28 protein-coding genes are annotated in these 25,325 nt (G+C 71.4%); 13 read left to right on the plus strand and 15 right to left on the minus strand.

Translation table 11 applies throughout. From position 1 onward, the window contains the following. Positions 1 to 130 precede the first annotated feature (130 nt). The gene (locus AB0I38_RS37095; RefSeq protein ID WP_358493165.1) at positions 131 to 1,369 is read left to right on the plus strand and encodes a hypothetical protein; all 1,239 of its coding nucleotides are present in this window, start codon (positions 131 to 133) and stop codon (positions 1,367 to 1,369) included. Here AB0I38_RS37095 and AB0I38_RS37100 read toward each other — a convergent pair. Genes AB0I38_RS37100 through AB0I38_RS37110 form a run of 3 tightly spaced genes read right to left on the minus strand, consistent with a single transcriptional unit; the run spans position 1,359 to position 3,467 of the window. Further along, positions 1,359 to 2,162, minus strand: coding sequence for a hypothetical protein (locus AB0I38_RS37100; RefSeq protein WP_358493168.1), 804 nt, complete (start codon positions 2,160 to 2,162; stop codon positions 1,359 to 1,361). The two genes, AB0I38_RS37095 and AB0I38_RS37100, sit on opposite strands and share 11 nt — an antisense overlap. A 7-nt stretch (positions 2,163 to 2,169) precedes the next feature. Beyond that, positions 2,170 to 2,811, minus strand: coding sequence for a hypothetical protein (locus AB0I38_RS37105; protein ID WP_358493171.1), 642 nt, complete (start codon positions 2,809 to 2,811; stop codon positions 2,170 to 2,172). Beyond that, entirely contained in the window at positions 2,808 to 3,467 is a 660-nt protein-coding gene (locus tag AB0I38_RS37110) for a hypothetical protein (RefSeq protein WP_358493176.1), read from the minus strand. Before AB0I38_RS37110 ends, AB0I38_RS37105 begins: the two co-directional genes overlap by 4 nt. Before the next feature lie 167 nt (positions 3,468 to 3,634). On the opposite strand from AB0I38_RS37110, the gene AB0I38_RS37115 reads away from it, so the two are divergent. The 4 genes from AB0I38_RS37115 (at position 3,635) to AB0I38_RS37130 (ending at position 10,656) form a co-directional block, all read left to right on the plus strand. Beyond that, the gene (locus AB0I38_RS37115; protein WP_358493180.1) at positions 3,635 to 5,575 is read left to right on the plus strand and encodes a hypothetical protein; all 1,941 of its coding nucleotides are present in this window, start codon (positions 3,635 to 3,637) and stop codon (positions 5,573 to 5,575) included. 70 nt (positions 5,576 to 5,645) lie between these two features. After that, positions 5,646 to 8,684: an ATP-binding protein gene (locus AB0I38_RS37120; protein ID WP_358493187.1), complete on the plus strand. Its 3,039-nt coding sequence runs from the start codon at positions 5,646 to 5,648 to the stop codon at positions 8,682 to 8,684. Between the two features lie 39 nt (positions 8,685 to 8,723). Next, a complete protein-coding gene (locus AB0I38_RS37125) occupies positions 8,724 to 9,953 on the plus strand; it encodes a MurT ligase domain-containing protein (protein ID WP_358493192.1) in 1,230 nt (409 codons plus the stop codon). After that, complete coding sequence (locus tag AB0I38_RS37130; protein ID WP_358493195.1) at positions 9,943 to 10,656, plus strand: type 1 glutamine amidotransferase; 714 nt, start codon at positions 9,943 to 9,945, stop codon at positions 10,654 to 10,656. The genes AB0I38_RS37125 and AB0I38_RS37130 overlap by 11 nt, the downstream gene beginning before the upstream one ends. A gap of 116 nt (positions 10,657 to 10,772) precedes the next feature. Here AB0I38_RS37130 and AB0I38_RS37135 read toward each other — a convergent pair whose 3' ends face one another. Continuing rightward, entirely contained in the window at positions 10,773 to 11,135 is a 363-nt protein-coding gene (locus AB0I38_RS37135) for a DsrE family protein (protein ID WP_358493199.1), read from the minus strand. 88 nt (positions 11,136 to 11,223) lie between these two features. On the opposite strand from AB0I38_RS37135, the gene AB0I38_RS37140 reads away from it, so the two are divergent. The 4 genes from AB0I38_RS37140 (at position 11,224) to ygfZ (ending at position 13,765) form a co-directional block, all read left to right on the plus strand. Further along, positions 11,224 to 11,712, plus strand: a complete 489-nt coding sequence (locus AB0I38_RS37140; protein ID WP_358493202.1) for an FABP family protein — start codon at positions 11,224 to 11,226, stop codon at positions 11,710 to 11,712. Between the two features lie 52 nt (positions 11,713 to 11,764). Then, complete coding sequence (locus AB0I38_RS37145) at positions 11,765 to 12,061, plus strand: DUF2470 domain-containing protein (protein WP_358493206.1); 297 nt, start codon at positions 11,765 to 11,767, stop codon at positions 12,059 to 12,061. 342 nt (positions 12,062 to 12,403) lie between these two features. Further along, the gene (locus tag AB0I38_RS37150; protein ID WP_358493211.1) at positions 12,404 to 12,817 is read left to right on the plus strand and encodes a Fur family transcriptional regulator; all 414 of its coding nucleotides are present in this window, start codon (positions 12,404 to 12,406) and stop codon (positions 12,815 to 12,817) included. 9 nt (positions 12,818 to 12,826) lie between these two features. Beyond that, a complete protein-coding gene (ygfZ, locus tag AB0I38_RS37155; protein ID WP_358493216.1) occupies positions 12,827 to 13,765 on the plus strand; it encodes a CAF17-like 4Fe-4S cluster assembly/insertion protein YgfZ in 939 nt (312 codons plus the stop codon). A 4-nt stretch (positions 13,766 to 13,769) separates the two neighbouring features. Here the strand turns inward: ygfZ and dtd are convergent, their stop codons facing one another. Then, positions 13,770 to 14,195, minus strand: a complete 426-nt coding sequence (gene dtd, locus AB0I38_RS37160; RefSeq protein ID WP_358493221.1) for a D-aminoacyl-tRNA deacylase — start codon at positions 14,193 to 14,195, stop codon at positions 13,770 to 13,772. Between the two features lie 59 nt (positions 14,196 to 14,254). Between dtd and AB0I38_RS37165 the strand changes: the two genes are divergently transcribed. After that, positions 14,255 to 15,157: an asparaginase gene (locus tag AB0I38_RS37165; RefSeq protein ID WP_358493227.1), complete on the plus strand. Its 903-nt coding sequence runs from the start codon at positions 14,255 to 14,257 to the stop codon at positions 15,155 to 15,157. Between the two features lie 221 nt (positions 15,158 to 15,378). Beyond that, positions 15,379 to 16,548 (plus strand): erythromycin esterase family protein, encoded by a 1,170-nt coding sequence (locus tag AB0I38_RS37170; RefSeq protein WP_358493230.1) that lies wholly within the window; start codon positions 15,379 to 15,381, stop codon positions 16,546 to 16,548. A gap of 81 nt (positions 16,549 to 16,629) precedes the next feature. Here the strand turns inward: AB0I38_RS37170 and AB0I38_RS37175 are convergent, their stop codons facing one another. The 3 genes from AB0I38_RS37175 to AB0I38_RS37185 are packed head-to-tail and all read right to left on the minus strand — an operon-like array spanning position 16,630 to position 19,123. Beyond that, a complete protein-coding gene (locus AB0I38_RS37175; RefSeq protein WP_358493235.1) occupies positions 16,630 to 17,226 on the minus strand; it encodes an ankyrin repeat domain-containing protein in 597 nt (198 codons plus the stop codon). A gap of 54 nt (positions 17,227 to 17,280) precedes the next feature. Continuing rightward, positions 17,281 to 18,891, minus strand: coding sequence for a DUF2207 domain-containing protein (locus tag AB0I38_RS37180; RefSeq protein ID WP_358493240.1), 1,611 nt, complete (start codon positions 18,889 to 18,891; stop codon positions 17,281 to 17,283). A 58-nt stretch (positions 18,892 to 18,949) separates the two neighbouring features. After that, entirely contained in the window at positions 18,950 to 19,123 is a 174-nt protein-coding gene (locus tag AB0I38_RS37185; RefSeq protein WP_358493244.1) for a hypothetical protein, read from the minus strand. A 132-nt stretch (positions 19,124 to 19,255) separates the two neighbouring features. On the opposite strand from AB0I38_RS37185, the gene AB0I38_RS37190 reads away from it, so the two are divergent. Both AB0I38_RS37190 and AB0I38_RS37195 read left to right on the plus strand, forming a co-directional pair. Then, a complete protein-coding gene (locus tag AB0I38_RS37190; RefSeq protein ID WP_358493248.1) occupies positions 19,256 to 19,921 on the plus strand; it encodes an ankyrin repeat domain-containing protein in 666 nt (221 codons plus the stop codon). A 478-nt stretch (positions 19,922 to 20,399) separates the two neighbouring features. Further along, a complete protein-coding gene (locus AB0I38_RS37195) occupies positions 20,400 to 20,945 on the plus strand; it encodes an SGNH/GDSL hydrolase family protein (protein ID WP_358493253.1) in 546 nt (181 codons plus the stop codon). A 47-nt stretch (positions 20,946 to 20,992) separates the two neighbouring features. Here AB0I38_RS37195 and AB0I38_RS37200 read toward each other — a convergent pair whose 3' ends face one another. The 7 genes from AB0I38_RS37200 to AB0I38_RS37230 all read right to left on the minus strand — a co-directional run bounded on the left by AB0I38_RS37200 (position 20,993) and on the right by AB0I38_RS37230 (position 25,289). Next, complete coding sequence (locus tag AB0I38_RS37200; RefSeq protein ID WP_358493257.1) at positions 20,993 to 21,361, minus strand: DUF2516 family protein; 369 nt, start codon at positions 21,359 to 21,361, stop codon at positions 20,993 to 20,995. A 123-nt stretch (positions 21,362 to 21,484) separates the two neighbouring features. Beyond that, positions 21,485 to 21,895, minus strand: coding sequence for a hypothetical protein (locus AB0I38_RS37205; RefSeq protein ID WP_358493260.1), 411 nt, complete (start codon positions 21,893 to 21,895; stop codon positions 21,485 to 21,487). Positions 21,896 to 21,898: 3 nt separating this feature from the next. Then, positions 21,899 to 22,393: a helix-turn-helix domain-containing protein gene (locus AB0I38_RS37210; RefSeq protein ID WP_358493262.1), complete on the minus strand. Its 495-nt coding sequence runs from the start codon at positions 22,391 to 22,393 to the stop codon at positions 21,899 to 21,901. 61 nt (positions 22,394 to 22,454) lie between these two features. Then, a complete protein-coding gene (locus tag AB0I38_RS37215; RefSeq protein ID WP_358493265.1) occupies positions 22,455 to 23,360 on the minus strand; it encodes a M56 family metallopeptidase in 906 nt (301 codons plus the stop codon). Further along, positions 23,357 to 23,713 (minus strand): BlaI/MecI/CopY family transcriptional regulator, encoded by a 357-nt coding sequence (locus AB0I38_RS37220; RefSeq protein WP_358493268.1) that lies wholly within the window; start codon positions 23,711 to 23,713, stop codon positions 23,357 to 23,359. Before AB0I38_RS37220 ends, AB0I38_RS37215 begins: the two co-directional genes overlap by 4 nt. Positions 23,714 to 23,767: 54 nt before the next feature. After that, positions 23,768 to 24,553 (minus strand): class I SAM-dependent methyltransferase, encoded by a 786-nt coding sequence (locus AB0I38_RS37225; protein ID WP_358493269.1) that lies wholly within the window; start codon positions 24,551 to 24,553, stop codon positions 23,768 to 23,770. Continuing rightward, on the minus strand, positions 24,546 to 25,289 hold the full coding sequence (locus AB0I38_RS37230) for an SDR family NAD(P)-dependent oxidoreductase (protein ID WP_358493272.1): 744 nt from the start codon (positions 25,287 to 25,289) through the stop codon (positions 24,546 to 24,548). Before AB0I38_RS37230 ends, AB0I38_RS37225 begins: the two co-directional genes overlap by 8 nt. Positions 25,290 to 25,325: the final 36 nt, after the last annotated feature.

A 25,325-nucleotide genomic window follows, 5' to 3' on the forward strand; every position in this document is an offset into this window, starting at 1 on the left:
GTCGGTCGTTGTCGTTCCGTGTTGCCGGTCCGGGCTGCGACAGAAGAGGCAGAACGCTACGATTCGGCAAATGTCAGGTTCGTCAGGAGTGGCTGCGCCGCCCCGACCGGCGCCTTCCCCGGCCCAGAGGATGCCGTCGCCGTTCTCGCTGCCCGCGCACACCCTGCGCCTGCTGGGGAAATGCGCGTCACCGCTGATCCTGTGGTTCTCCGCCGGCCAAGTGGTCCGCTTCGTGCTGCTGTACGGCGCGACGGAGGTCGCGTACGGAGACTTCCGGCAGGTCCGTCTCGTGCTCACGATGACGCTTCTCACGCTCGTCGTCCTGGCGGCGATGACGGTCGTCACCGGCATGCTGCACAGCCTGCGCGGCGCGCTGTGGGAGATACGCGCCCGTGCCGCCGACGGCGGGCAGGACGAGCGCTTCTTCCAGGCCCTGGACCGGGTCGCCCCCACCTTCGCCGCGCTCTACCTGGCCTGGGGCTTCCATGTGGAGGACGCTCGCGACTTTCAGCAGATGGACCTTCTCCACCACTTCCACGACCTGACCGACGCCGCCTGGTTCGGTGAGGAGACGCAGGTCGGCAGCAGTTTGATCGATCTCGACTGGCGGGTGTCCCTGGGCACCATGGCCGTCGCGCTGGGGCTGAAGACGCTCTTCGCGAAGCTGCTGGAGAAGGGGAGAAGCGGGTTCTACGGCTTCGCGGCGGCCTTCTCCGAGTTCGCCTTCGTCTTCTACGGCCTGAACGCCACGGTCGCCCTCGCCGACGCCCGCTCGGAGTGGATGGGCAGCCGCGCCGTCGTGGCCGGCACGGAAGAGGCTTTGGCGCTGGCCAAGGAGACCGTCCCCGGCTGGGAGGGCGTCGGCGGCGTCGTGGGCGAGATCTGGCCGCTGTTCGTCGACGCCGTCGTGATCCCGCTGGCCTGGCTCACCGTGGCGCTGCTGGTCTTCGGCGCCTTCGCCGACGACGCCCGCACCCTGGTCAAGGGCACCCGGTTCGAGCGCGGGGTGGATCGCCTGGAAGGGAGCCACGACCTGACCCAGAGGTCGGTCAACCGGGTGACCGGCGGCTTCCAGGAGCGCTGGGTGCCGCTGGCCAACGCCTTCCGGCTGGTCGTCAGAGGCGGCGCGCCCCTGTTCGGCATGATGTGCCTGTGTTACGTGGCCATCGAGGTGGGCGCGCGGTACGCCGACCGGGCGATCCGGACGCTCATCGGCTCGCAGGTCGACTGGGCCTGGTTCCATCTCGGCCCGCCGGTCGACTTCGTCCGCGACCTGCTGGTCACCGTGGTCACCATGGCCCTGCTCGCGGCCACGTTCGACCTCGCGGCCACCCGGGCCAGGCTGCGCGGCCAGTCGTTCACCGGGTGAACCTCAGCACCTCGCTGTTCGGCTCCAGCGCGGCCACGGTGTCGCGCTTGAAGAGATCTTCGGTCGGCGTGTCCGAGCGGTAGGTGCTCGGCCTGAAGGAGAGCTCGACCTCGTCCGCGACCCGCACGGGCACGATGGCCACCCCTTCGAGCACGTACTCCTTGCCCACGTCCAGCCGATCCGTCGGCCGGTCCGCGTCCAGCAGCTCCACGGTCCAGGTGCGGCCGGCGCGGTCCTGGAGCTGGATCTCGCCGGGCTCCGCGATCATGGTCGCGGAGCCCTGGTCGACGACCTTCTCCCTGATGTCGATCTTCAGCCAGGCGACGTCGGCGCCGTGCTTGTTGCCGGCCGGGGGCTTCGTGGGCGCCACCGTCGCCTTCCACTCGACGCCGTGTGCCTTTCCGGACTGCCCCGGGGCAACGGAGATCAGCCGGGTCTCGTCGGTGGCGACCTTCTCGTAGAAGAGGTAGCCGTCGTACGTGCGGGTGGCGATGGCCGCGCAGGCGAGCACCACGGCTCCCGCGGCGACCAGGAGCGCCCGCCTCCGGCGGCGCGCGGGGCGCGGCGGCGCGGCCGGCTCTGCGGGCACAGGCGGGGGAGGTGCGGTGTCCCGCACCTTCGGGAGCGGCTGGGTGGAGCCGCCGGGCTCCTCCCGCGTCACGGGCGGCCAGACCTGCTGGTCGGGGCGGGGGGCGTGGGAACGGGACGGGGGCGGGGTGAGCGGGGGCCAGGAACCGCCGTCGCGCCGCCGATTTTTCCGGGGCGAGAACCAGTCGCCTTCGTTCGCGCTCATGTCCCGCTCACTTCTTGACGATCGAGTAGACGTCCTGAGGCTGGGCGGCGAGCTTGCGCGCACCCTCCTCGTCCAGGCCGAGATCGATCTCGACCTCGGGCCGGTACGGCTCGACCAGCGCGGACGGGGGCAGGCCGAACACGACCCGGGCACCAGGGAGCACCGAGGCGGGCACCTCGAAGAAGAAGGCCCCGCTGACCCAGATGTCCGGCTGCACCCAGGCGGCGGCCAGCGTCGAGCCGGAGTCCACCCGGTCCGTGGCGGCGAACCTGCGGTCGTCGCCGGTCAGCAGCACGGGCTGGCCCAGGTGGTAGGGCTTGAGGCTGGACTTCGCCGAGGCGTTGACGATGAGGAACAGGTTGTCGGTCGCCATGGTCTTGGAACTGCTCTGGATCGCCTTGGCCACGGCGAACGAGTTGAGCCGGACGGTGAAACGCCCGGCGTCGACGTTCGCGCCCTTGTCTCCGACGTACGTCAGCGGGGCCGTGTAGTCGTTCTCCGACAGGTACAGCGTCTGCAGGCCGATCGCGCCTCCCACGAGTAACAGGCCGATCGCGCCGTTGAGCAGCCGCGACCCGCCGCTCCCGCGACCCGTCCGCCGGCCGCGCCGGGCGGGCACCGCGGGGGGCCGCTCCTCGGTGGCGGTCATGCTCGCGTCCCATCCCGGACGGGCAGGGTCACCCGGGCCTTGATCTCGGGGACGAGTTCGCCGCCGACCTCCTCGGAGATCATCGACCACCTCTCGGTGGGATCCTGGAAGCCCGCCTCGTACTCGAACGCCGCCACGTCGAGGGTCACCTTCTCGGGCGGTTGCTCGGTGTCCTTGAGCTCGTAGCGGACGATGACCTTGGTGGTGACCCCGGGGTGCAGCTGGCGGGTCTCGTCGTCCTTGTTCAGGGCGAACACGAACGGTCCGGCGTCCTCGGGGAAGGTGGGAGCGATCTTGACGAGCGAGCCGGCGAAGAACGAGCTCGTCGCGGCCAGCTTCGGTTCGCTGGGCGGCAGGCCGATCGGGGTCGTCTCGTCGCCGAGGTTGGTGACGTCGAAGACCAGCTCCAGAAACCTCTTCTCCTCCGCGAACGTCGACTCGGCCGGCTGCACCCTCACCCGCGACTCGACGAAACGGGTCGAGTAGAGCCCCTGGTCGAGCACCGCGCCCGAGGTGAGCTGGGGCGGGGCTTCGGAGGCCTCTTCGAGACCGCCCAGCAGCGCGGTGACCCCGATGATCGTGACGGCCACGAGGGCCAGCGCGGGCACCACTACCGGCCGTCTGGGCCCGTCGTGGCCGCCGGAGGGTTCCGTCATGGACAAGGATGGTAATAGGTCACGCTTGCCCCATCTGCCGCAATCCTTCCAACAGGCTGGCTGAATTGCCGAGAACCCTGCCGCTGCAGGGGTTCTAGCTCATACGCTGTCACGGAGCGGAGGGACAAGCCCCTACTACTAACGACATATCGCGGCCGGAGGGTCACGTGGTGGACGTGCATCCCGAGCATGCGCAGCTCCAGGCGGACCGCATCTACCTGGGCTGGCAGTACATCCTGCTGCACCCCGATCCCGGCCCCCCGCCGAAGCGCCCCTCGCCCGCCGAGGACGAGCCGGTCCCCGAAGGGCCCGACCCCGACCTGGTGCGCCGCGAACGCCTCCAGGAGGACATGCTCAACCGGCCCGTACGGATCTTCCGGATGTTCATGCTCGTGGTGACCGTGCTGATCGTCGGTGTGGCCGCCGCCGGCTACCTCAACTGGTCCTTCGCCCTGCTCGGCCTGGTCGCGGCCGGAGGCGTGGCGGCGATCTGCAGCTACGCCCTGCTCCAGGGCGACCGGGCGGTCCGCTACCGGATCTACGAGCAACAGGTCCGCGACGACCGCAAGCGGCAGGAACGTGACAAGGAGCTGTTCCGCGCCCAGGAGGAGCACGCCCAGCGCTACCGCGAGTGGCAGGAGGTCAAGGACCGCCACGACCGCCAGCTGACCTGGTACGCCGTGGCCGTGCCCGACGAGATCGACCGCATCGACGTGGCGGGCGGCACGTTGCCCGGCTGGTCCGCGCTGATCACCCTGCTCGGCGCGACCCGCCTCTACAGCGGCGGCCACCTGACCGTGCTCGACCTGTCGGAGGGGGCGATCGCCAAGGACCTCATCGAGCTGGCCCGCCGGGGCGGCGACGACCCGCTGGTCTGGGTGCTGCCGGTCGACCTGCCCCGCCTCGACCTGGGCGCCACGCTCAAGCCCGAGGCGTTCGCCGACGTCCTGGCGCACGTGGTCAGCGTGAGCGAGGAACACCGCTCCACCCGCGACCTGAGCTTCGACAACGCCATCCTGGAGCGGGTGCTCGAAGTGCTCGGCGAGAACGCCACGATCAGCCAGGTGACCGCCGCGCTCCGGGCGCTGGCCCAGGTCGGCGACCCGCGCGACGACCTGCGCTACGGGCTCATCACCGCGCCACAGCTGGAGCGCATCGGCACCCTGTTCGGGCGCGGGGTGAGCGACCGCGTGGTGATCGAACGAGCCTGGGCGCTGGAGTCGCAGCTGCGCAAGCTGGAGACGCTCGGCACCCAGGCGGTGCGCCTGCCGCCCGCCAGGCTCCGGGTGGTGAGCATGGACCGGCAGGCGGGCGTGTTCGGCAACCGGGTGCTCGGCACCTACGTGGCCACCGCGCTGACCCACATCCTGCGCCAGTCGCCGGCCTCCGACCGGCCCTGGTATCACACGATCATCGTCGCGGGCGCCGACAAGCTCCGCGGCGACGTGCTCGACCGGCTCATGGACGCCTGCGAGACCTCCCGTACGGGACTCGTCCTGACCTACCGGTCGCTGACCCCGACCGTCCGCGAGCGGCTCGGCCGCGGCCACGCGGCGGTGGCGTTCATGCGCCTCGGCAACGCCGAGGACGCCCGGGTCGCCAGCGAGCACGTCGGCACCGAGCACCGGCTGGAGCTGGCCCAGCTGACCGAGACGATCAGCGACTCGCTCCCCGGGCTCAACGGCGGCTACACCTCCACGATCTCCCAGGTCGAAGGCCGGGAGGAGGCCCAGGGCGAGAGCCGTACCGACCTCGCCGAGGACATCACCGAGTCGACCGAGTGGGGCAAGACCGCCGACAAGATCGGCGAGAAGGAGCGGGTGCTGCAGCGCTCCCGGGAGTTCCTCGTCGAGCCGCACCAGCTCCAGCAGCTGCCCACCACGTCCGTGATCGTCACCGACGCCACCGCCAAGGGCCGCCGGGTGCGCCTGGCCGACGCGAACCCGGCCATTCTCACCTTCCCCAAGACCACGCTCGGCGAGCTGGAGGATGTTCGCGAAGCCGTCCTCTCGGTCGACGGCCCCAAAGAGCCCGAAGGCGACGGAGACCCCCCTCCCAACCTCGGACCGCCACCCGAGCGCCTGGACTGGCGCAAGCAAAGGCAATGACATGGTCAATGTCGAGGTGTCGTCCTGACGGTGGGCGGACTTTACTAAGAGACCGTCGTGGGGGGATGAAATGCAGCCGAGTGTCTCGCTGAGTGGGCCCTGGTACCGGATCCAGTCCATCGCCGCGCCGTCGCGAAGCTCATCTGCGGAGTGGGACTTCGTCACCGTCCTGCCCGCCGTGCTGTCGGCGGCGCAGCGCGACCGGCCGTTCGTCATCGGCTGGCTGTCGCGCGGTTCCGGCGCTCCGCTGGAGCTGATCACCAACGCCGGGCCGCTGTCGCCGCCGCGCCAGCCGCGCCGCTCGCCCGACACGCCCGGAGCGCCGTCGGGACCCCAGCCGCTGCTGTTTCCCGGCGGGGCGCGCGGGGTGCAGCTCGATGAGGAGTATCTCGCCGACCTGGCCGACCTGGTGTGGACGACGTGCCCCGGCCGCCAGGCGCCGCCGCTCGGCGGCCGGCGCGAGTTCGCCGAGCTCGACTCCGACGAGCTCAAGCGGCCCACGTTGTTCGAGTCGACGCTGGTGACGCTCATGTCGCGGCCGTTCGCCTGGCTGGTCGTGGCCGAGCCGACCGACCTGCTCGACGCCGAGGTGGCCCACCTGCGCACCCAGCTCAACGTGCTGCGCCAGTACGGCGACGCCTCCGAACGCTCCCGCTTCGACGCCGAGCGGGCCGAACGCCGCATGCAGGAGCTCGACGCCTTCCGCGAGGCCGGGCTGTGGAACGTCCGCGTGCTGGCCGGTGGCGCCACGGCCGACGAGCTGCGCCAGATCGCGCCGGTGCTCGTCGGCTCGGTCGAGATGAGCCATCACCCCTACCGCCTGCGCAGCGCCCAGGGCTCGGTCTACGCCCTGTCGGAGGCGCTGGCGGTCACCATGCAGGACCCGGCCGACGGGGCCGCCGCGCCGTTCGCCGCCACGGCCGGGGCCCTCGCGGCGCTGGCGGGGCTGCCCAGGCGCGAGGTGCCCGGCGTACGGGTGCTCGACTCGGGGTTCTTCGACGTGACCTCCGAGACCGACGGCGGCGAGCTGGAGCTGGGCGAGATCCTCGACGGGCAGGACCGCGCGGTCGGCTCCTTCCGGGTGCCGCTGGCCACGCTCAACCGGCACGCCTTCATCACCGGGGCCACCGGCTCCGGCAAGTCGCAGACCGTCAGGCACCTGCTGGAGCAGCTCAGCCAGGCGCGCATCCCGTGGCTGGCGATCGAGCCCGCCAAGTCCGAGTACGCCGCCATGGCCGGCCGCCTCGCCTCACTGGGAGACCAGCAGGGCCAGGCGCGCAGCCGCCCCGCCAACTCCGTCACGGTGATCAACCCGTCCGCCCCGGCGGGCGTGCCGTTCAGCATCAACCCCCTGGAGCCCGAGCCCGGCTACCCCGTCCAGGCGCACATCGACATGGTCAGGGCGCTGTTCATGGCGGCGTTCGACGCCGAGGAGCCCTTCCCGCAGATCATGTCGCTGTCGCTGCAGCGGGTCTACGAGGCCAACGGCTGGGACGTGGTCACCGGCGGCGCGGTCCCCGGCTCCAAGGTGCCGCCCAGCGTACCCACGCTGGAGCAGCTGCAGCACCACGCGATGGACGTGATCAAGGAGATCGGCTACGGCCGCGAGGTGCAGGCCGACGTCGAGGGGTTCATCTCGCTCCGGCTGCGCTCCCTCCGGGTCGGCTCGGCTGGGCGGTTCTTCGAGGGCGGCCACCCCGCCGACATCGGCGGCCTGCTGAAGCGGAACGTGGTGCTGGCGATCGAGGACGTGGCCAACGACGAGGACAAGGCGTTCCTCATGGGCACGCTGATCATCCGCATCGTGGAGCACCTGCGGATGCGCGCCCGGCAGGAGAGGTCCACCGGCCTGCGGCACGTCATCGTGATCGAGGAGGCGCACCGGCTGCTGCGCGACCGCGGCGCCGGCCGGGCCGCGACCCACGCCGTGGAGCTCCTGGCCGGCATGCTCGCCGAGATCAGGGCGTACGGAGAGGGCATCGTGGTGGCCGAGCAGATCCCCACCAAGCTCGTCTCCGACGTGGTGAAGAACACCGCCCTGAAGGTCGTGCACCGCCTGCCCGCCGAGGACGACCGGCAACTCGTCGGCGCCGCGATGAACCTGAGCGTCGAGCAGTCCCGCCAGGTCGTCTCCCTGCAGCCGGGCGCGGCCGCGGTGTTCACCGACGGGATGGACCGGCCGCTGCGCGTCCACGTGCCACTGGGCGAGTCCCGCGAGAAGACGCTGCCCGGCCCGCCCCCGCCGATCCGCGGCCGCCGGTCGTCGGCCTGCGGCTCCCAGTGCCGCACCGGCCAGGCGTGCACGCTGGTCGAGCTGCGCGAGGCCGACGTGCTCGCCGACGCGCCCGACTGGGCCTGGCTGCGCGTCTGGTGTGACACGGTCGTGCTCGCCTTCGTCTGCAACCGGCCGCTGCCCGGCGTCCCCCGCGCCCTGGCCGCCATCTGGTCCGACCTGCCGGTACGCCGCCGCGAGTGCCTGCTCGCCACCCTCGTCGAACGCTCGGTGCGCCGGCGGGCCTGGTCGCTGCGGAGCTGGTTCGACCCCGCGCTGCTCACCGAGAAGGCCGCCGAGACCGCCACGCGACTGCTCGGCGGAGTCGAGGGCGGCGGCGAGCGACCCGGCCCCACCTGGGTCATCCCGCAGGTGCGCTGGCTGCACGAGGTCGACCGGCTCTTCCCGTACGGCCGGCCCGCCCCCGACCTGCGCAGCCCGGCGCCGCCCATGGAGTACGCCCTGTTCCGCCACGCGCAGAACGGCGGCGGCCCGGTGGAGCCCGCCCAGGCCGAGCTGCTCGGCCACCGGGCCAGGGCGCTGCGTCACCACCCGCTGTCGATGGAGATCGAGCACAACCGGGCGCTGGCCTGGCGGGTCATCCTCGGCGACTACGAGAACGAGGGAGTGCAGCGCGACGTCACGACGGTCGCGATCGGCATCGACCCGGCGGCCCGGCTCCGGCACGTCGGCCAGACCATGGGGGCCGGCTGGCTCGAAGGCGTGCTGTCGTGGCCGAGCCGGTTCGTGCTGCCGTTCGACCAGGGCGGCGCGCCGGAGATCACCTTCGCCGATCCCGGCCAGCGCGCGGCGTTTTCCGGTGCGGCCCCCGAGTAGGGGCGTCGCGGGCGTGCGGGGCGACTAGGATCGATGTCCATGACCCAGCTTCCACTGCGGGCTCAGCTCGCGAGCGCCCTGGGACGCAGTGCGGCCACGCTGTCCAGGATGACCGGGCGAGGCGACGGTTCGGTGATCGGCGGGCGGGTCGGCCTGATGCTGGAGCCTGATCTGCTCCGCAAGCTGGCCCGTGACCGCAAGCTGGCCCTCGTCAGCGCGACAAACGGCAAGACCACCACCACCCGGCTGATCACCTCCGCCCTGCTGGAGCTGGGCGAGGTGGCCACCAACGCGTTCGGCGCCAACATGCCGGCGGGCCACGTCTCGGCGCTGTCCCAGCACAAGGGCGCCCCCTACGGCGTGCTCGAGGTCGACGAGAAATACCTGCCCGAGGTGCTCGACACCACCGGCGCGAGCGTCGTCTGCCTGATGAATCTCAGCCGCGACCAGATGGACCGCGCCGCCGAGATCTGGCTGCTCGCGCAGAAGTGGCGCCGGGCGCTGTCCGGCAAGCCCACCCACGTCATCGCCAACTGCGACGACCCGCTCGTCACCTGGGGCGCCTCGACGGCGGCCTCGGTCACCTGGGTCGCGGGCGGTCAGCGGTGGAAGGAAGACTCCTGGTGCTGCCCCGAGTGCGGCGGCCCGCTCGACCGCAAGGACGCCGATTGGGCGTGCCGCGAGTGCACCTTCCACCGGCCTGAGCCGCACTGGATCCTCGACGACGACGCCGTCCTCGACCCGCGCGGGCAGCGGTGGCTGCTCGACATCCAGTTGCCCGGCCTGGCCAACCGCTCCAACGCGGTCATGGCGCTGGCCGTGGCCGAGACGTTCGGGCTGCCGGTCGACCGGGCGCTGCCCCGGCTGCGCGAGGTCACCTCGGTCGCCGGCCGCTACACCACGGTCGAGCGCGACGGCCGGCACGCCCGGCTGCTGCTGGCCAAGAACCCCGCCGGCTGGCTGGAGGCGTTCGACGTCTCCGATCCCCGGCAGCCGATCATCCTGTCCGTCAACGCGCAGGGTCCCGACGGGCGCGACACCTCCTGGCTGTGGGACGTCGACTACCGCATCCTGCGCGGCCGTCCGGTGTTCGTCACCGGGGAGCGCCGCCTCGACCTGGCCCTCCGGCTCGACGTGGCCGACGTGCCGTTCGCACTCTGCGAGTCGTTCTCGGAGGCGCTCGCCATGCAGCCGCCCGGCCGGGTCGACGTGATCGCCAACTACACCGCCTTCCAGCAGATCCGATCGGAGTTCGGTCGTGCCGTCTGACAGCGCCCTGCGCATCGTCTGGATCTATCCCGACCTCCTGAGCACCTACGGTGACCAGGGCAACGTGCTCGTGCTGGAGCAGCGTGCCCAGCGCAGGGGCATCGCCACCGAGACCGTCCACGTGCGCTCGGCCGACCCGGTGCCGGAGACGGGCGACATCTACCTCATCGGCGGCGGCGAGGACCGCCCGCAGATCCTCGCGGCCGAGCGCCTGCGTCGCGACGGCGGCCTGCACCGCGCCATCGGCCGCGGCGCCGCGATGCTCGCCGTGTGCGCCGGCTACCAGATCATGGGCAGCACGTTCGGCGGCGAGGAGGGCCAGCCGGTCGGCGGCATCGGCCTGCTCGACATCGCCAGCTCACGTGGCCCGGCCCGCGCGGTCGGCGAGGTGGTGGCGGAGGTCGACTCGGCCCTCGGGCTGCCCACGCTGACAGGCTTCGAAAACCACATGGGCGTCACCCGGCTGGGCCCTGGGGCCAGGCCGCTGTCACGCACCATCAAGGGCATCGGCAACGGCGACGGCTTCGAGGGCTGCTACGCGGGCCACGTCGTGGGCACCTATCTGCACGGCCCGGCGCTGGCCCGCAACCCCGCGCTCGCCGACCTGCTCCTCGGCTGGACCGTCGGCGAGCTGGCGCCCCTCGACGATACCCGCTACGAGCAGCTCCGCCAGGAACGCCTCGGCGCCGCCCTCAGCGCCTAGCCACCCGGCGAGGGCCTGCGTCCGTTGACCAGGGCCCAGTCCGTCAGACCAGGCCCAGTCCGTCAGACCGGGCCCTGGTCAGTTGACCGGGCCTAGCCAGTCGGCCCAGGTCTGGGTCAGTAGACCAGGGCCTGGGCGTCCTTGGCCACGGCCTCCTCGACGAAGGCGGACGCGCCGGCGATGCGCACCCCCTCGATGAGGTCGTCGACCGTGATGTCACGGCGGGCCGCGCACTGGGTGCACACCGTGAGCCGCCCGGCCGCGAGGACGGCGTCGAGCAGGTCGGGCAGCGGAGCCGCGTGCGGCAGACCGAGATCCTTGGCCCGGCCGGGCAGGGCGAACCACGACGCCTCTCCGGTCAGCCAGACGGAGACGGGGACCCCGCTCGCCAGCGCGGCCGCCGCGACTGTGAAGGCCTGGTTGCAGCGCTCGGGGTCGTCGGCCCCGGCGGTCACTTTGATCACCAGTGATCGTGCCATGCCGTCACCCTAACGCCACGTCGAGACTCCTGACGGAGACGGGTCGCGAAGGTCGTGCACGGCGCCCCGGCGACTAGGGTTGTGCACCATGGAAGAACCTGAGATGCACGCCGATCTCGAACCCATCGCCTTCCTGCTGGGCCGCTGGGAGGGCGCGGGCGTGGGCGGCTATCCCACGATCGACAGCTTCAACTTCGGCCAGGAGATCGAGTTCGCCCACAACGGCAAGCCGTTCCTGTCCTACGTGAGCCGCACCTGGCTGCTCGACCAGGACGGCAACCGGGTCAGGCCGCTCGCCACCGAGTCCGGCTACTGGCGGCCACAACCCGACCGCCAGGTGGAGGTGGTGCTCGCGCACCCGACCGGGATCGTGGAGATCTACGTCGGCGAGGTCGTCTTCAGCAAGATCGAGCTGCGGACCGACGTGGTGGCGCGTACGGTCACGGCCAAGGAATACACCGCCGGGCACCGGCTCTACGGGCTGGTCAAGGGCAATCTGATGTGGGCCTACGACATGGCCGCGGAGGGGCAGCCGCTCACCTCGCACATGTCCGCGGAGCTGAAGCGGGTATCTTGACATCCTCCCCAGGGCTGAAGCCCAGGGCCTCCACCACGCTCAAGGAGATTCGATGAGCAGTCCGTTCACCGCGGAGGCGGTCGAGGCGATCAAGCGCCACATGAACGACGACCACGGCGACGACGCGCTGCTCATCGTCCGGGGGCTGGGCGGCCGGCCGGCCGCGACCCAGGCCGTCACGAGCGGCGTCGACGCCGAGGCGATCGAGTTCACGGTCGACGGCGGCGAGCGGGTCAGGGTGGCGTGGGGTGAGACGCTGACCGAGCGGCAGCAGGTGCGCCTGGCGGTCGTGCGGCTCTATCGGGAGGCGTGCGCCGCGCTCGGCGTCGAGGCCCGAGGCGAGCACTGAGGCCCGGGGCGGGGGCTGAGGCGAGAGGCGAGCACTGAGGGGGCATCGAAGCCTCTGGGAAAGCAAAAAGGGCCCCGGGCGAGCTTCCGTCTGTCGCACAGACGGGCCGGATGGACCATGGTCGGGAAGGGTTCCCGCCCTCCGGCTGCCAGGGGCCCCGGTGGTTGCCTCGAATTCGCCGAACGGCCGAGACTGGAGTCCGCGTCGTCAGCGGACAACCACCTCGCTAGCCCAACTATGAATCACCATTGTTTGGACCACCTCCTTTCCGCGTATTCACGAAGCTATGCGTTCTGCCGCGAAGAGGGCAAGCGATTAACGCTCGGACGTAGACTCGTGGGCATGACGGAGACGCAGTGGCACGAGGAACTCCGCGCCAAGGGCTACCGGGTGACCCCTCAGCGGCAGCTCGTGCTGGAGGCGGTCAAGGAGCTGGAGCACGCCACGCCGGAAGAGATCTGCGTCAAGGTGCGCGAGACCGCGCGCGGGGTCAACATCTCGACCGTCTACCGCACCCTCGAACTGCTCGAAGAGCTCGGCATGGTGACCCACACCCACCTCGGGCACGGCGCTCCCACCTATCACCTGGCGTCCGTGGCCGACCACGTCCACCTGGTGTGCCGCGGCTGCGGCGTGGTGGGTGAGGTGGGGCCCCAGCTGGCCGAGGGGCTGGTCAAGGGGCTCGACGACGAGCTGGGTTTCCTCGCCGACGTCCACCATTTGACCGTCTTCGGCCGTTGCCGGGACTGCAGATAACCTGGGGGCATGCGTAGCCCTCTGCTCGATCTCCCCGGCGCCGTCGCCGCCGACGCGCCGGACTCCGATGTAGCCGCGCACTATGGCGACCTCTTCGCCGAACAACGCGCGCTGGTCAAGGGCGAGGCGGTCGTCGACCGCAGCAACCGCGAGGTGATCCGGGTCTCGGGAGCCGTCCGGCTCAAGTGGCTCAACGACCTGACCTCGCAGAAGCTCGACACGCTCGCCCCCGGCGAGTGGACCCAGACGCTCGACCTCGACCTGCAGGGCCGCATCCTGCATCACCTGACGCTGGTCGACGACGGTGAGAGCGTGCTGGCCCACGTCGAGCCGGGCACCGCCCAGAGTCTGATCGACTACCTCGACCGGATGCGGTTCATGCTGCGCGTGGAGGTGTCGCGGGCCGACGACCTCGCGGTGCTCTCCACGGCCACCGAAGACTTCCTGGTGCCGCGCGCCGAGCTGGCCGACCATCTGGGCAAGCCGCTGGCGGGCCTGTGGGCGTACGAAGCGCTGCGCATCGAGGAGCACCGGCCGCGCATCGGACTTGACACCGACCACAAGACGATCCCGCACGAGCTCGGCCTGATCGGCACCGCCGTCCACCTCACCAAGGGCTGCTACCGGGGCCAGGAGACGGTCGCCCGGGTGCACAACCTCGGCCACCCGCCGCGCCGCCTGGTCTTCCTGCATCTCGACGGCAGCGTCGACACGCTGCCGCCGCACGGCGCGCCGGTGATCTTCGAGAGTCAGGAGGTCGGCGTGGTCGGCTCCGCCGCCCGCCACCATGAGCTCGGCCCGATCGCGCTGGCGCTGGTCAAGCGCACGGTGCCGGTCGACGCCACGCTTCTCGCGGGAGGTGTCGCCGCCTCCCAGGAAGTGATCGTCCCGCCCGATGCCGGGCGCAACGTCACGATCGACCCGAGCCTGCGGCGTCGGCTCCGCTGACGTCTCAGACGTCCACGACGAGCGTGATCGGGCCGTCGTTGACCAGGGAGACCTTCATGTCGGCGCCGAAGACCCCGGTCTCGACACGGGCCCCCAGGGCCCGGAGCTCCTCGACCACGGCGTCGACCAGGGGCTCGGCGACCGGGCCAGGGGCGGCCGCCTGCCAGGTGGGCCGGCGGCCCTTGCGGGTGTCGCCGTACAGGGTGAACTGACTGATGACCAGGAGCGGCGCCGCGATGTCGGAGCAGGACTTCTCGCCCTGAAGGACGCGCAGGGTCCAGAGCTTGGCGGCCAGCCTCGCCGCCTCGGCCGGGGTGTCGGTGTGGGTGACGCCGACCAGGACGAGCAGGCCGGGTTCGTCGATCGCGCCGACCGTGCGACCGTCGACGACCACGGACGCGGTGCTCACTCGTTGTACGACTGCTCGCATGGGATCTCATTCTGGCCCAGATGGAACGCTCCGTAGACTCGCCCCGAAGAGGAGGCGATATGTCGCTGGTGGTGGAGGTCGTCCGGTCCGGTTTCGTGGAGTCCAGGCACCAGGCCCGGATGCTGACCTTCGACGCCGACGGGCGGCCGGGTGAGACGCACGGGGCGGTGCATGTTCCGGCGTCGCCACGGTCGTCGATGAAGCCGTTGCAGGCTCTCGGCATGTTGCGCGCCGGTCTCCGGCTCGACGGTGAGCTGCTCGCGCTGGCCTGCGGCTCGCACGCCGGCGAGCCGTACCACGTGGACGGTGTGCGGAAGATCCTGGCGGGGGCGGGGCTGGAGGAGCCGGCGCTGGGGTGTCCCGAGGACTACCCGGAGGACCGGGCCGTGACCGAGCGGAGCCGGATCCTCATGAACTGCTCGGGCAAGCACGCGGCCATGCTCGCCACCTGCGTGGTCAACGACTGGCCGGTCACCGGCTACCTCGATCCGGCGCATCCGCTGCAGCGCGCGATCCGCGCCACGGTGGAGGAGCTGACCGGCGAACGGGTCGCGGCCTCGGGGGTCGACGGATGCGGCGCGCCGCTCTTCTTCGTCTCGATGGTGGGCGTGGCCCGGGCGTTCCGGGCGTTTCCCCTCGCCGGCGAGGGCTCGTTCGAGCGGCGGATCTACCAGGCCATGACGGCCCACCCGGAGTGGACGTCCGGCACCGGCCGGATGGAGGCCACCCTGATGCGGGCCGTCCCGGGGCTGATGCTGAAGGCGGGGGCCGAGGCGTTCGAGGCGTTCGCGCTCGCCGACGGCCGGGTGGGCGTGGTCAAGGTCGAGGACGGATCGAGACGGGCCCGCACTCCTTTGACCGTGGCCGCCCTGCGGGCCCTGGGAGTCGACGTCGACCTGCCCGCCACCCCGGTCATGGGCGGTGGCCGCCAGGTGGGGGAGCTGCGCGTCAGCGCCTCCTAAGGACCTTGGGCGGTGCAGGCGGCCGCCAGGGCTGGGGCATGAGCTGCTGCCCCCACCGCTGCGGGCGGCGACCTACGAGACCGTGATCGGGCTGGACAGGCCGTGCTCGTGCGTGGGTCCACTGGCCTCATGGGTGCATCACCGATTGAGGGTTCATCGCGATGAGAGCGAGAATATCGGCAAAAAGTTTACACCGAGTGTTCAACGATACCGTTTAAGTCATGGATATCAAGGACACGGCCCGGCCGCTCGATGGCGCGGGCGTCTCGGCGTTCCTCCGGTCGCTTCCCGTCGAACCCTTACTGCTCGGCCTGGGTGAGGCCCGGCACTTCGTGCGAGAACTCGGCGAACTGCGCAACGAGATCTTCCGGCATCTGGTCGAGCACGAGGGCTACCGGTCGTTCGCCATCGAGAGCGACTGCCTCAGGGGCCTGGTGGTGGACGACTACATCACGACGGGCGCGGGCGCGCTCGACGACGTGATGGAAAGCGGCTTCAGCCACGGCTTCGGCGCGATACCGGCCAATCGCGACCTCGTACGCTGGATGCGCGCGTACAACGAGGAGCATGACGAAAAGCTCCGGTTCTTCGGCTTCGACGGCCCGCTGGAGTATTGGGCCGAGAGCCCGCGTCAGGCGCTCACCGCCCTCTGTGCCCTCCTCGACGGCCCGCTGCCCTGCACCATGGAAACGCTCGACGCGTTGCTGGGCCCGGACGAGCGGTGGACGAACGAGGCCACGGTCATGGATCCGTCCCAGTCGATCGGCCGGTCCGCCGACGCCCAGCGGCTGCGACTGATCGCCGACGACCTGGTGGCGCTGCTGGAGACGCAGGCGCCGGGGCTGAGCACGCAGGACGGGGAGCGGGCGGCCCTGTACGGGCGCACCGCCGTCGGCCTGCTGCGCTACCACGACGGGCTGGCCGACACGTCCCCGACGCGGGTCGCACGGGCGTCCGCCCTGCGAGACGCGATGATGGCCGCCAACCTGCGTGCCGCCGCCGAGCACGGCCCGGTCCTGGTCTTCACCCACAACCTCCACCTGCAGCGGACCAAGAGCCTCATGTCGTTCGGTGACCGGCAACTGGAGTGGTGGAGCGCGGGGGCGATCACCGAGACGCATCTCGGCGACCGGTACGCCTTCCTGGCCTCCGCCTTCGGCACGATCGGCGGTGACACCCCGCCCTCCGGCACCGTCGAGGGCCTGCTGTCCACGCTCCCGTGGGAGCACTCCCTCGTCGACGCCCGCCGCCTGGCCGAGACCGTCACGGAGCCCGCCCCGCGCGTCTCCCACGATTTCGCCTATTTCCCGCTGGACCCGGCCCAGCTCGACACGATCGACGGCATCATCTTCCTCAAGGAGGCCACCGCACTGGATTGGCCATCGCAGTGAAGTGAACAGGCGGCCTGCCTGACGCCGCCGCCGGCCTGCTGTGGACGCTCATCACGCGGGCGTGTCCCGCGCCGGCCGCCCTCAGCGTCCGGCGCCGGCGGCTCGCAGGAGGTCGGCGATCTCGTGCTGGCCCTTCGCGACCGCGTGCTCCAGCGGCGTGACGCCGACGTTGTCGGCCAGGTCGGGGGCGGCGCCGGCGGCCAGCAGCAGCCGGACGATCTCCTGGTAGCGCTCGGACCCGTCGCCCAGGATGATCGCCTCCAGCAGGCCGGTCCAGCCCAGGTCGTTGACGTGGTCGACGTCGATGCCCGTCTTGAGCACCTCGCGTACGTAGTCGACGTGGCCTCGCTCGCAGGCGGGGATCAGCGAGACCCCGCCGTAGCGGTTGCGGACGGTCAGGTCGGGCCGGGCGGGCAGCAGCGCGCGCATCATCGGCACGCTGCCGGTCACCCCGGTCACCAGCCACGGGGTGTCGTGCTGGGCGTCCAGCGCGTCGGGGTCGGCCCCGGCCGAGACCAGGATCTGCGCGACCTCCACATGGTCGGCCGCCACGGCCAGCAGCAGTGCGGTACGGCCCCGGCTGTCGCGGGCGTCGACGTCGGCGCCTTCGATCACGGCCTCGCGCACGGCGGCGGCGTCGCCGGTTACGGCGGCTGTGAGCAGCTGTTCCTCGAGCACGTCTGATCCTTTCACGCCGGACCATACGGCTACCCGCAGGGCGCTCCTGACACGTCAGAGGGTGCGGAACTGGCGGGAGGCCGAGATCGCGCCCGAGGTCGTCGTGGTGAACGTACGCATCGACCCCGCGAAGTTCGACAGGTCCCACTCGGCCGGCCCGTGGTACCAGTAGAGGTTGTCGGCCTGGTGCCCGTTGCCGGTGACCGAGGCCACCACGCGCGACCAGTGCTCCACCCCGTCGAAGATCACGGCGTACGGCAGGTAGCGGGAGAACAGCTCCACCCGGTGCTGCTCGGGCACCTCGCCCAGCTCACCGGAGAACAGGTATTCGCGAAACCCCAGCGTGTGGGCCAGCGCGGCCGACCCCTTGGCGGTCTTGGCCGGCATGTACTGCCCGCCGACGGCCAGCGCGCCGCCCGCGATGATCACGGCCAGCCCCAGCAGCCCGTACGTGGTGAACCAGGCCAGCGCCACCGTGGCCAGCACGCCCACGCCGATGAGCACCACACCGATCAGCGTCCACCGGGTGCGCTCGGTGTCAGGGCGGCGGGCGAACCAGCCTTGCTTGACCACGTCGCGGTAGAGGGCGTCGCGGACCTCGCCCAGATGGCGGGCGAAGGAGCCCGACAGCTGCGACAGCAGCACGGAGTCACGGCCCTCGAAGATGGCGTCGTAGAGCGCCTGCTCGTACGGCAGCAGAGTGCCGGTCGGCGCGCTGGGCAGCCGGACCAGCATCCAGTCGGGCGCGTCGTAGGTCTGGCGTGGCTGCTCGTCGATCCGCAGGTAGCCACGGACCGCCAGGTCCACGATGGTCGCCGTCACGTCCACCACGTCGGCCTGCTCGTCCACCAGCGTGCCGATCTGGCCCGGCCGGACCCCGTCGGGCGGGGAGAAGTGCCCGTTCTGCACCGGGTCGACCGCGCCCTTCTCGTGGTCGGCCACCCGGGCGTCCCGGCCGCGCGTCCAGTAGAGCAGGCCCAGGCCGCCGAGCATCAGCACCAGGAGGCCGGCCAGGGCGCCCCCGGTGACGGTGTCGAGCGTGAAGGCGCTCGCCAGCGAGAAGCGCTTCTCCAGGATCGGCCCGCCGCCGCTCGCGCCCTTGGGATACCCGACGACGACGGTGAGCGCCTGGCCGGGGGCGAGGTTCTCCTGCTCGAAGTCGGCCTCGGTGCCGGTGTGGTTCATGGAGGCCGATGTGCAGCCGATGGCGGAGGTCAGCTCGCCGGCGAAGCACGACAGTGCCTGTACGGGGCCCGGCCCGCTCACCTTGACGGTGGCCTTGGCGACCGGGGTGTCCCAGCCGTTGACCGCGAACCAGCGCAGTTCCTCGACGTCGCCCGAGGCCGTCACGGCGCCCTTGACGTCGTACTCGACGGTGGCCGGGGCCGTCACGGTGAGCACGTCGCCGGTCAGCTTGCCGCCCTTGACGTTGGAGACCTGGTAGAGCCGGTCGTTGTCGTCGTCGTAGCGGGTCCTGGTGAGGAACGTCCGCCTGAGCTCGCCCGTACCCCCGGTGATCTTCTCGACGACGTGCAGCGTGCCGCCCTTGCCGAGAGTCAGGGTGATCTCGTCGCTGATGCCCGCCTGGGCCATGGCGGGAGCGACGGCCGTCAGTGCCAGAACGGCCGCACCCAGTCCGGCCAGCATGAGCCTGATTCCCGTCATGGCCGCAAATCGTAGCGGTTCGTCCCCTGTTGGGGGCGGGCGAGCGGCAGGTTCGTGATCAGTCGAGCGTGATGCCGTCCGCCGCCCGGCGCACGCTCTCCACCGACGCGCCCTGGCCGGCCCTTCGCCCGCGAGCGCCGCACGACGCGCTACGGAGCCGCACGGCCTGGACGCCGAGAGCATGCTGTACGTGCACATCCTCATGTACGGCTTCGTCCAGAAGGTCGTCCACGGCATGCCTGAGGGGTTCGACCTCGACTTCGACAGCTCTTCGAGTTCGGACCGCAGCCCAGGCTTGACGGGCTGCGGCCGATCGTGGAAGGACAGAGCTGACAGCGCTTCCCTCGCGCCAGGAGACCCACCGATGAACGAGGCCATCGAAGCGATCAGATCGGGCGACATGCCCACCTTCCGGCGCCTGCTGGCGGAGGATCCCTCGCTGGCGCGCGCCAGGCCCGACGGTCAGCGCACGCTCCTGCACACGGCCACCGACTGGCCCGGCCACCTGCCGCACGCCACGGCCACGATCGCCGCGCTCGTGGCGGCGGGCGCCGACGTCAACGCGCCGTTCGCGGGCGATCACGCGGAGACGCCCCTGCACTGGGCTGCCAGCAACGACGACGTGGCCGCCGTCGACGCGCTGCTCGACGCGGGCGCCGACATCGACGCTCCGGGCGCGATCGTCGGTGGTGGCACGCCGCTCGCCGACGCGGTGGCGTTCGGCCAGTGGGAGGCGGCCCGCCGCCTCGTCGAACGCGGCGCCCGTGTCGAACCCCGGCATGCGGCGGCCCTCGGCCTCGCCGACCAGGTCACGGTCACCGATCAGGTCGATCTCGACCTCTGCTTCTGGTACGCCTGCCACGGCGGCCGGCGCGAGATCGCCGAGCGGCTGCTGGCCCAGGGCGCCACCCTCGACTGGGTGCCGCCCTGGGAGCGGCTCACGCCCCTGGACGCGGCCCAACGTCACGGCTTCACCGACCTGTCGGCCTGGCTCCGCTCCCAGGGCGCCCACTCCGCCACGGCCCTGTAGCCGGAGGTCGGCCGGAGCCGGCGATCCGTGTTCAGCGGGCCGGCCGCCCGCACCTGGGTAGAATGCCGACCTGGTCAAGACGATCCCGTCGGGTGCCGAGTCGAGGACGACGGCCTCGAAGTCGCGAAGGCTCTGATCGGACGGTTCGAGCGGTCTCGTACGCCCGTTGAGGTCGATGGCCGATCGGCAGCCTAGAACCATCGAGGTGGCCATGTGTGGCTTGGTGCGGCACCCCCTGATCGCACCGGCCGCGGTTATCTTGGCGATTTGTGTGGCTATAGCGGGATGTGTCGCCGAGCCCGGGGCCTGGCGTCCGAGCACCCCGGCCGCACCAGCGGACCCGTCCGGCCCGACCCCGTCCGGCCCGACCCCGTCCGGCCCGACCCCGTCCGGCCCGACCCCATCCGGCCCGACCCCATCCGGGTCCGGGGCCCGTGGGGCCGGGGCGGGACACTCCGGGCCGTGGCCGGCGCCGGTGATGATGGTGATCGGTGACAGCTTCACCGTGGGTTCCGGCCCGGTGCCCCGCTGGCGGGCCTACGCCTGCGAGGCCGCCCGTCTGCTCGGCTGGCAGCCGGTCATCGCGGGCGCGGGCGGCACCGGCTATCTCAGCAGGGGCCGCGCGGGCCGTACCTTCCAGGAGTCGTTCGAGGCGGAGCTGGCCTGGCGGCCCGCACCGGACGTGCTGGTCATCTCGGGAGGTCACAACGACCTCCGCTGGGCCACACCCGACGTGGGCCGGGCGGCCGCGAAGCTGGCCGCGACGGCCGGGGCCCGCTGGCCGCACACGAGGATCGTCCTGGTGGGCCCGATCTGGCTGGACACGCCGCCGCGCAAGGCCTACCAGATCCGTGACGCCCTGGCCGAGGTCGCGGGGGGAGCGGGGATCGACTTCCTCGACCCGCTGGAGCGGCACTGGATGACCGGCGCCCGCGAGAAGGTGCTGCTGCCCGACGGTGTCCACCCCACGCGCTCGGGCCATCTTCTCCTGGCCCGATGGCTGGCCGGAGAGCTGAGCGTCTGACCACGGGCCGGCCCAGCTCGCGCGCCGCGCGTGTGGCTAGGCGGTGGTCACCAGGGCCCGTAGGGGCCGCTGTTGCCGCCGCGGCCCATGCCCTTGACCGCGGGCTTCACGTCGACGATGTAGATGACGGAGGCGATCACCGCGGCGATGGAGAAGATGCTGACGGCGCCGAGCCCGATGAACCGCATGCCGCCGACCACCGAGAACGCCAGCAGGAACGACCACGCCCCGGCGCCGGAGAACAGGGTCGCCAGGCCGAGGATGATCAGCCAGATGTTCTTCTTCAGCTTGCCCGCGGAGGTGAAGGCGGCCTGCGGCACCCGCAGCGCGTGGACCAGCGCGTAGATGGACATGCCGAAGATGCCGACGGAGAGCAGCAGGAAGAGAAGGTTGAGGCCACCGTTGATGAGGTTCATGTGTTCGCTCCGCCCAATGCTCGCGATGAATCGGCTTCAGCCTAACGGGCGTCCCCGACCGGCGGGCACCCTGGCGACGAAAGGCCCGTCTCCCACCAGGAGACGGGCCCCGCGTGTGGTCGGTCAGGCCTTGGTCTTGGTGGTGCGGGCCGGCTTCTTGACCGGGGTGGCGACGGGCGGCTCGGCGGCCACCGACACCTCCTCCAGCTCCAGCGCGGCCTCGCCGCTCACCTTGCTGACGGCCTTGCGGCCCCGGGAGGCGAAGTCCTCGTAGACCTCGGTGGCCCGGTGGGTGAGCTGGTCGGCGTACTCGCGCGCCTTCTCGGGGAAGTCCTTGGCGAAGCCCTCGGCCTTGCCGGCGTAGACGCGGGCCTTCTCCGGCAGGTCCTTGGCGATGTCGGCGCGCCGCGACTGCAGCTTCTGCAGCTGCTCGGGCAGCTCACGCAGCTTCTCGACGGCGAAGTCGCCGACGCCCGCGACGGCGTAGAACGGCTTGGACTCGGTGAGCTTCTTGACTTCGGTGGTGAGCGGCATGGGTTAACCTTCCTTGGTTTCCTGGTTGACGGTGCCGTTGCCGCCGGAAGCCGCGTAGGGCTCAAGAGCGGCGAGGAAATCCTCCGGCAGCGGCGGCTCGTCGCCCGTCACGGAGTCACCCCGAGGATGAGCCTTCTGGGAGGTCTGCTCGTCTTCGGGGTGCTTCTCCTTGCGGAACGACTCGTAGATGTCGATCAGCACCTGACGTTGTCTCTCGGAGAGGTGCGCGTCGGCCCTGATGGCGGTCACCACGTCACTCGGCGTCTCCCGGTCCTCGATGAGGCCCGCCTGCACGTAGAGCGCCTGTGAGGAGATTTGCAAGCCCTTGGCGATCTGGTTGAGGATCTCCGCGCTCGGCTTGCGCAGCCCCCGCTCGATCTGGCTCAGGTAGGGGTTGGAGACCCCCGCCGCGGCCGCGAGCTGGCGCAGGGAGATCTTCGCCTGCTGCCGTTGCTCGCGAATGTATTCGCCGATCGAGCCGACCTTCGGTAGTGCCATAGGGCTTATTCTGCCCCGCACTGCTTGCAATTGCAAACGAACTGGTTAACACCAGCAAGCGTTAGAGCTGGTAGACCCACAGCAGTGACGCGGACGTGACCAATGTCACGGAGCAGGCCAGCAGGAAGTAGCGCAGACCCGGAGCCAGGTCGGGATCGGGCTTGATCAGGCGGTCCACCCGGGCCATGACGTGGTGGGCGTGCAGGCTGATCATGCCCTGGGGCGTCGGCATGGCCCCTGCCGTACCGAATCTGAGCAGTGCGGTGGCGAGCCGGCGCGGTGAGCAGTAGCGGCGGGCGCGGTCGTCGGCGGCCATCTCGACGAGCAGCTCGACCTGTGCCTGGGCGTCGCTCACCACCTTGGACCAGGGCAGTGCCCGGCGCAGCGCGGCGAACGGCAGCAGGACGAGGTCGTGACGCTCGCGTACGTGGGCCGCCTCGTGCGCGAGGACGGCCGTCAGCTCGTCCTCCGACAGGAGCTTGAGCGCGCCCTCGCTGACCACCACCTGCGAGCGCAGGCCGGGCACGCAGTAGGCGGCGGCGCTCGGGTGGTCGAGCACCCGCACGCCGGGCACGACGGGGTTGTCGTGGGAGATCAGCGCGAGCAGCACGCGGTGGCGCCGGCGCGCCCGCAGCGCCTGCACGCCCGCGGTGAGCAGCACCGCGACGAGCACGGTCAGGCAGGTGATGCCGGCGACCATGGCCACCAGGTGGGCCAGGTCCCACGGCTCACGCGGAGCCATGCCCTGGGCGAACGCGAGCAGGCCCGGCAGCACGCCCACCTCGTAGGGCTGGACGGCGTAGGCGAGCATCGCGCCGGTGGTGGCCAGCCCCCAGGTCACGCCGAGGGACTGCCAGAGCAGGATCGCGACCCGGGGCGACCGAGAGGTCCACCGGGCGGTGGTGAAACGCCAGGCCCCGAGCGCGCACGCGACAGCGAGCGCCGCCAGCGCCGCTGCCGTGATCACTCGTCCTCCAGCTCCGTGAGGGCTCTTCGCAGGATCTCCGCCTCCGGGCCGGACACGGCCTGGGCGAAGCGGGTGAGGGCGGCCGACCGGTCGCCCGTCATGTCCAGTGCACCCAGCATAAGCTCGGCGACGTACGCGTCGCGGCTCTCGGCCGGAGAGTAGCGCCACGCGCGACCGTCACGGGTGCGGTGGAGGAAGCCTTTGCGGGTGAGGCGGTCGAGGACGGTCATGACCGTGGTCGGGGCCAGGTCGCGGTCGGCGATGAGCCTGCCGACCTCGCGGGCGGTCAGTGGGGTGTCCTCCGCCCAGAGGATGTCCATGATGCTGCGTTCGAGTTCGCCAAGACCCTTCACACTCTCAAGCGTAGTACTACAACGTGTCGAGCAGGCATCCGGGAGCCGGCGAACCTAGTGGACGGCGGCCCAGGGAAGGGTGATCTCACCCAGGCGCCACCTGGCCACACCCCCGAGTGGCGGATGCCGGAACACCGGCCACGCCCCGCTCAGCGCGGTCACCGACGCGAGCCAGCGCTGGCGCAGCCCGTGGGCCCCGTAGGGGGCGCTGACCGCCCAGGCGTGGTCGAAATCACGCAGGAAGGCGTGGATCCGCTCGCCGGGGACGTTGCGGTGGATCAGCGTCTTGGGCAGCCGATCGGCCAGGTCCGAGGGCCGTTCGAAGGCGCCGAACCGGGCGGAGAAGGTGATCGTGCGCGGGCCGCCGGGCGACAGGCCCACCCAGATCGCGCGGTGACCGGTCTCGGAGCAGGTGCCCTCCACGAGGGCGCCGCCGGGCGCGAGCCCGCCGCGCAGCACGTCCCACCAGTGCCACGCCTCCGCCTCGCCGTACTGGCGCAGCACATTGAAGGCGCGCACCAGCGCGGGCGGGCGCGCGACCGGCAGTTCGAAGCCGCCGAGCGCGAAGCTCAACCCCTCGCGTTCGTACGGCTTGGCCAGCGCGACCCGCTCGGGGTCGATCTCGATGCCCACGACCTCGACGCCGGGGACCACCCGGCGCAGGCGGGTGAAGAGCTCCAGCGTCGTGACGTGGGAGGCGCCGTAGCCCAGGTCCACCACGAGAGGGCGGGAGGCGGCGCGGAGCATCGGGCCGTGCGCGGCGGCGATCCACCGGTCGGCCCGCCGCAGCCGGTTGTGCGCGGTCGTGCCCCGGGTGATCGAACCGGCCGGTCTAGCCACTGACGCGGTGCACCTTGTGCTGGGCGGCCTGGGCGCGGGGGCGCATCACCACGCGGTCGATGTTGACGTGGGCGGGCCGGGTCACGCACCAGGCGATGGCGTCGGCCACGTCGTCGGAGGTCAGCGGGTCGGGCACGCCCTCGTAGACGCGGGAGGCGGCCGCGGCGTCGCCGCGGAAGCGGGTGACGGCGAACCCCTCGCTGTGCACCATGCCGGGCGCGATCTCCACGACGCGCACCGGCTCGCCGACCAGTTCCAGCCTGAGCGTGCCGGCCATCGAGGACTGGGCGTGCTTGGCCGCGACGTAGCCGCCGCCGCCCTCGTAGGGGGTGAAGCCGGCGGTCGAGGTCAGCAGCACCAGCACCCCGTCGCCGGAGCCGATCAGCAGGGGCAGCAGCGCCCGGGTCATGCGCAGCGTGCCGAGCACGTTGGTGTCGTACATCCGCTGCCAGTCGTCCACGCGGCCCTCGGCCACCGGCTCCACGCCCAGCGCGCCGCCGGCGTTGTTGACCAGCACGTCGCAGCGGTCGAGCGAGGCCACGAGCGCGTCAACGGACTCCTGGGAGGTCACGTCGAGCGTGAAAGGCGTGATGGAGGGTACTTCGGCGGCGAGCTTGTCGAGGCGTTCGCGCCGCCTGGCGCCCGCCACCACGTGGTAGCCCTCGGCAGCCAGGCGACGCGCCGTAGCCTCGCCGATGCCGCTGCTCGCGCCGGTCACCACAGCCGTCTTCGTCATGGCCTCCATCCTGCCAGGCCGTCCGAGTCACCCCCC

The organism is Nonomuraea cavernae (assembly GCF_040655715.1).
GTDB lineage: Bacteria > Actinomycetota > Actinomycetes > Streptosporangiales > Streptosporangiaceae > Nonomuraea > Nonomuraea cavernae_A.

Excerpts from the sequence above, each read along its gene's own strand:
- AB0I38_RS37095 (WP_358493165.1), top strand. The coding sequence starts at position 131 with ATGCCGTCGCCGTTCTCGCTGCCCGCGCACACCCTGCGCCTGCTGGGG.
- AB0I38_RS37100 (WP_358493168.1), bottom strand. The coding sequence starts at position 2,162 with ATGAGCGCGAACGAAGGCGACTGGTTCTCGCCCCGGAAAAATCGGCGG.
- AB0I38_RS37105 (WP_358493171.1), bottom strand. The coding sequence starts at position 2,811 with ATGACCGCCACCGAGGAGCGGCCCCCCGCGGTGCCCGCCCGGCGCGGC.
- AB0I38_RS37110 (WP_358493176.1), bottom strand. The coding sequence starts at position 3,467 with ATGACGGAACCCTCCGGCGGCCACGACGGGCCCAGACGGCCGGTAGTG.
- AB0I38_RS37120 (WP_358493187.1), top strand. The coding sequence starts at position 5,646 with ATGCAGCCGAGTGTCTCGCTGAGTGGGCCCTGGTACCGGATCCAGTCC.
- AB0I38_RS37125 (WP_358493192.1), top strand. The coding sequence starts at position 8,724 with ATGACCCAGCTTCCACTGCGGGCTCAGCTCGCGAGCGCCCTGGGACGC.
- AB0I38_RS37135 (WP_358493199.1), bottom strand. The coding sequence starts at position 11,135 with ATGGCACGATCACTGGTGATCAAAGTGACCGCCGGGGCCGACGACCCC.
- AB0I38_RS37140 (WP_358493202.1), top strand. The coding sequence starts at position 11,224 with ATGGAAGAACCTGAGATGCACGCCGATCTCGAACCCATCGCCTTCCTG.
- AB0I38_RS37145 (WP_358493206.1), top strand. The coding sequence starts at position 11,765 with ATGAGCAGTCCGTTCACCGCGGAGGCGGTCGAGGCGATCAAGCGCCAC.
- AB0I38_RS37150 (WP_358493211.1), top strand. The coding sequence starts at position 12,404 with ATGACGGAGACGCAGTGGCACGAGGAACTCCGCGCCAAGGGCTACCGG.
- ygfZ (WP_358493216.1), top strand. The coding sequence starts at position 12,827 with ATGCGTAGCCCTCTGCTCGATCTCCCCGGCGCCGTCGCCGCCGACGCG.
- dtd (WP_358493221.1), bottom strand. The coding sequence starts at position 14,195 with ATGCGAGCAGTCGTACAACGAGTGAGCACCGCGTCCGTGGTCGTCGAC.
- AB0I38_RS37165 (WP_358493227.1), top strand. The coding sequence starts at position 14,255 with ATGTCGCTGGTGGTGGAGGTCGTCCGGTCCGGTTTCGTGGAGTCCAGG.
- AB0I38_RS37170 (WP_358493230.1), top strand. The coding sequence starts at position 15,379 with ATGGATATCAAGGACACGGCCCGGCCGCTCGATGGCGCGGGCGTCTCG.
- AB0I38_RS37180 (WP_358493240.1), bottom strand. The coding sequence starts at position 18,891 with ATGACGGGAATCAGGCTCATGCTGGCCGGACTGGGTGCGGCCGTTCTG.
- AB0I38_RS37190 (WP_358493248.1), top strand. The coding sequence starts at position 19,256 with ATGAACGAGGCCATCGAAGCGATCAGATCGGGCGACATGCCCACCTTC.
- AB0I38_RS37195 (WP_358493253.1), top strand. The coding sequence starts at position 20,400 with ATGATGGTGATCGGTGACAGCTTCACCGTGGGTTCCGGCCCGGTGCCC.
- AB0I38_RS37200 (WP_358493257.1), bottom strand. The coding sequence starts at position 21,361 with ATGAACCTCATCAACGGTGGCCTCAACCTTCTCTTCCTGCTGCTCTCC.
- AB0I38_RS37205 (WP_358493260.1), bottom strand. The coding sequence starts at position 21,895 with ATGCCGCTCACCACCGAAGTCAAGAAGCTCACCGAGTCCAAGCCGTTC.
- AB0I38_RS37210 (WP_358493262.1), bottom strand. The coding sequence starts at position 22,393 with ATGGCACTACCGAAGGTCGGCTCGATCGGCGAATACATTCGCGAGCAA.
- AB0I38_RS37230 (WP_358493272.1), bottom strand. The coding sequence starts at position 25,289 with ATGACGAAGACGGCTGTGGTGACCGGCGCGAGCAGCGGCATCGGCGAG.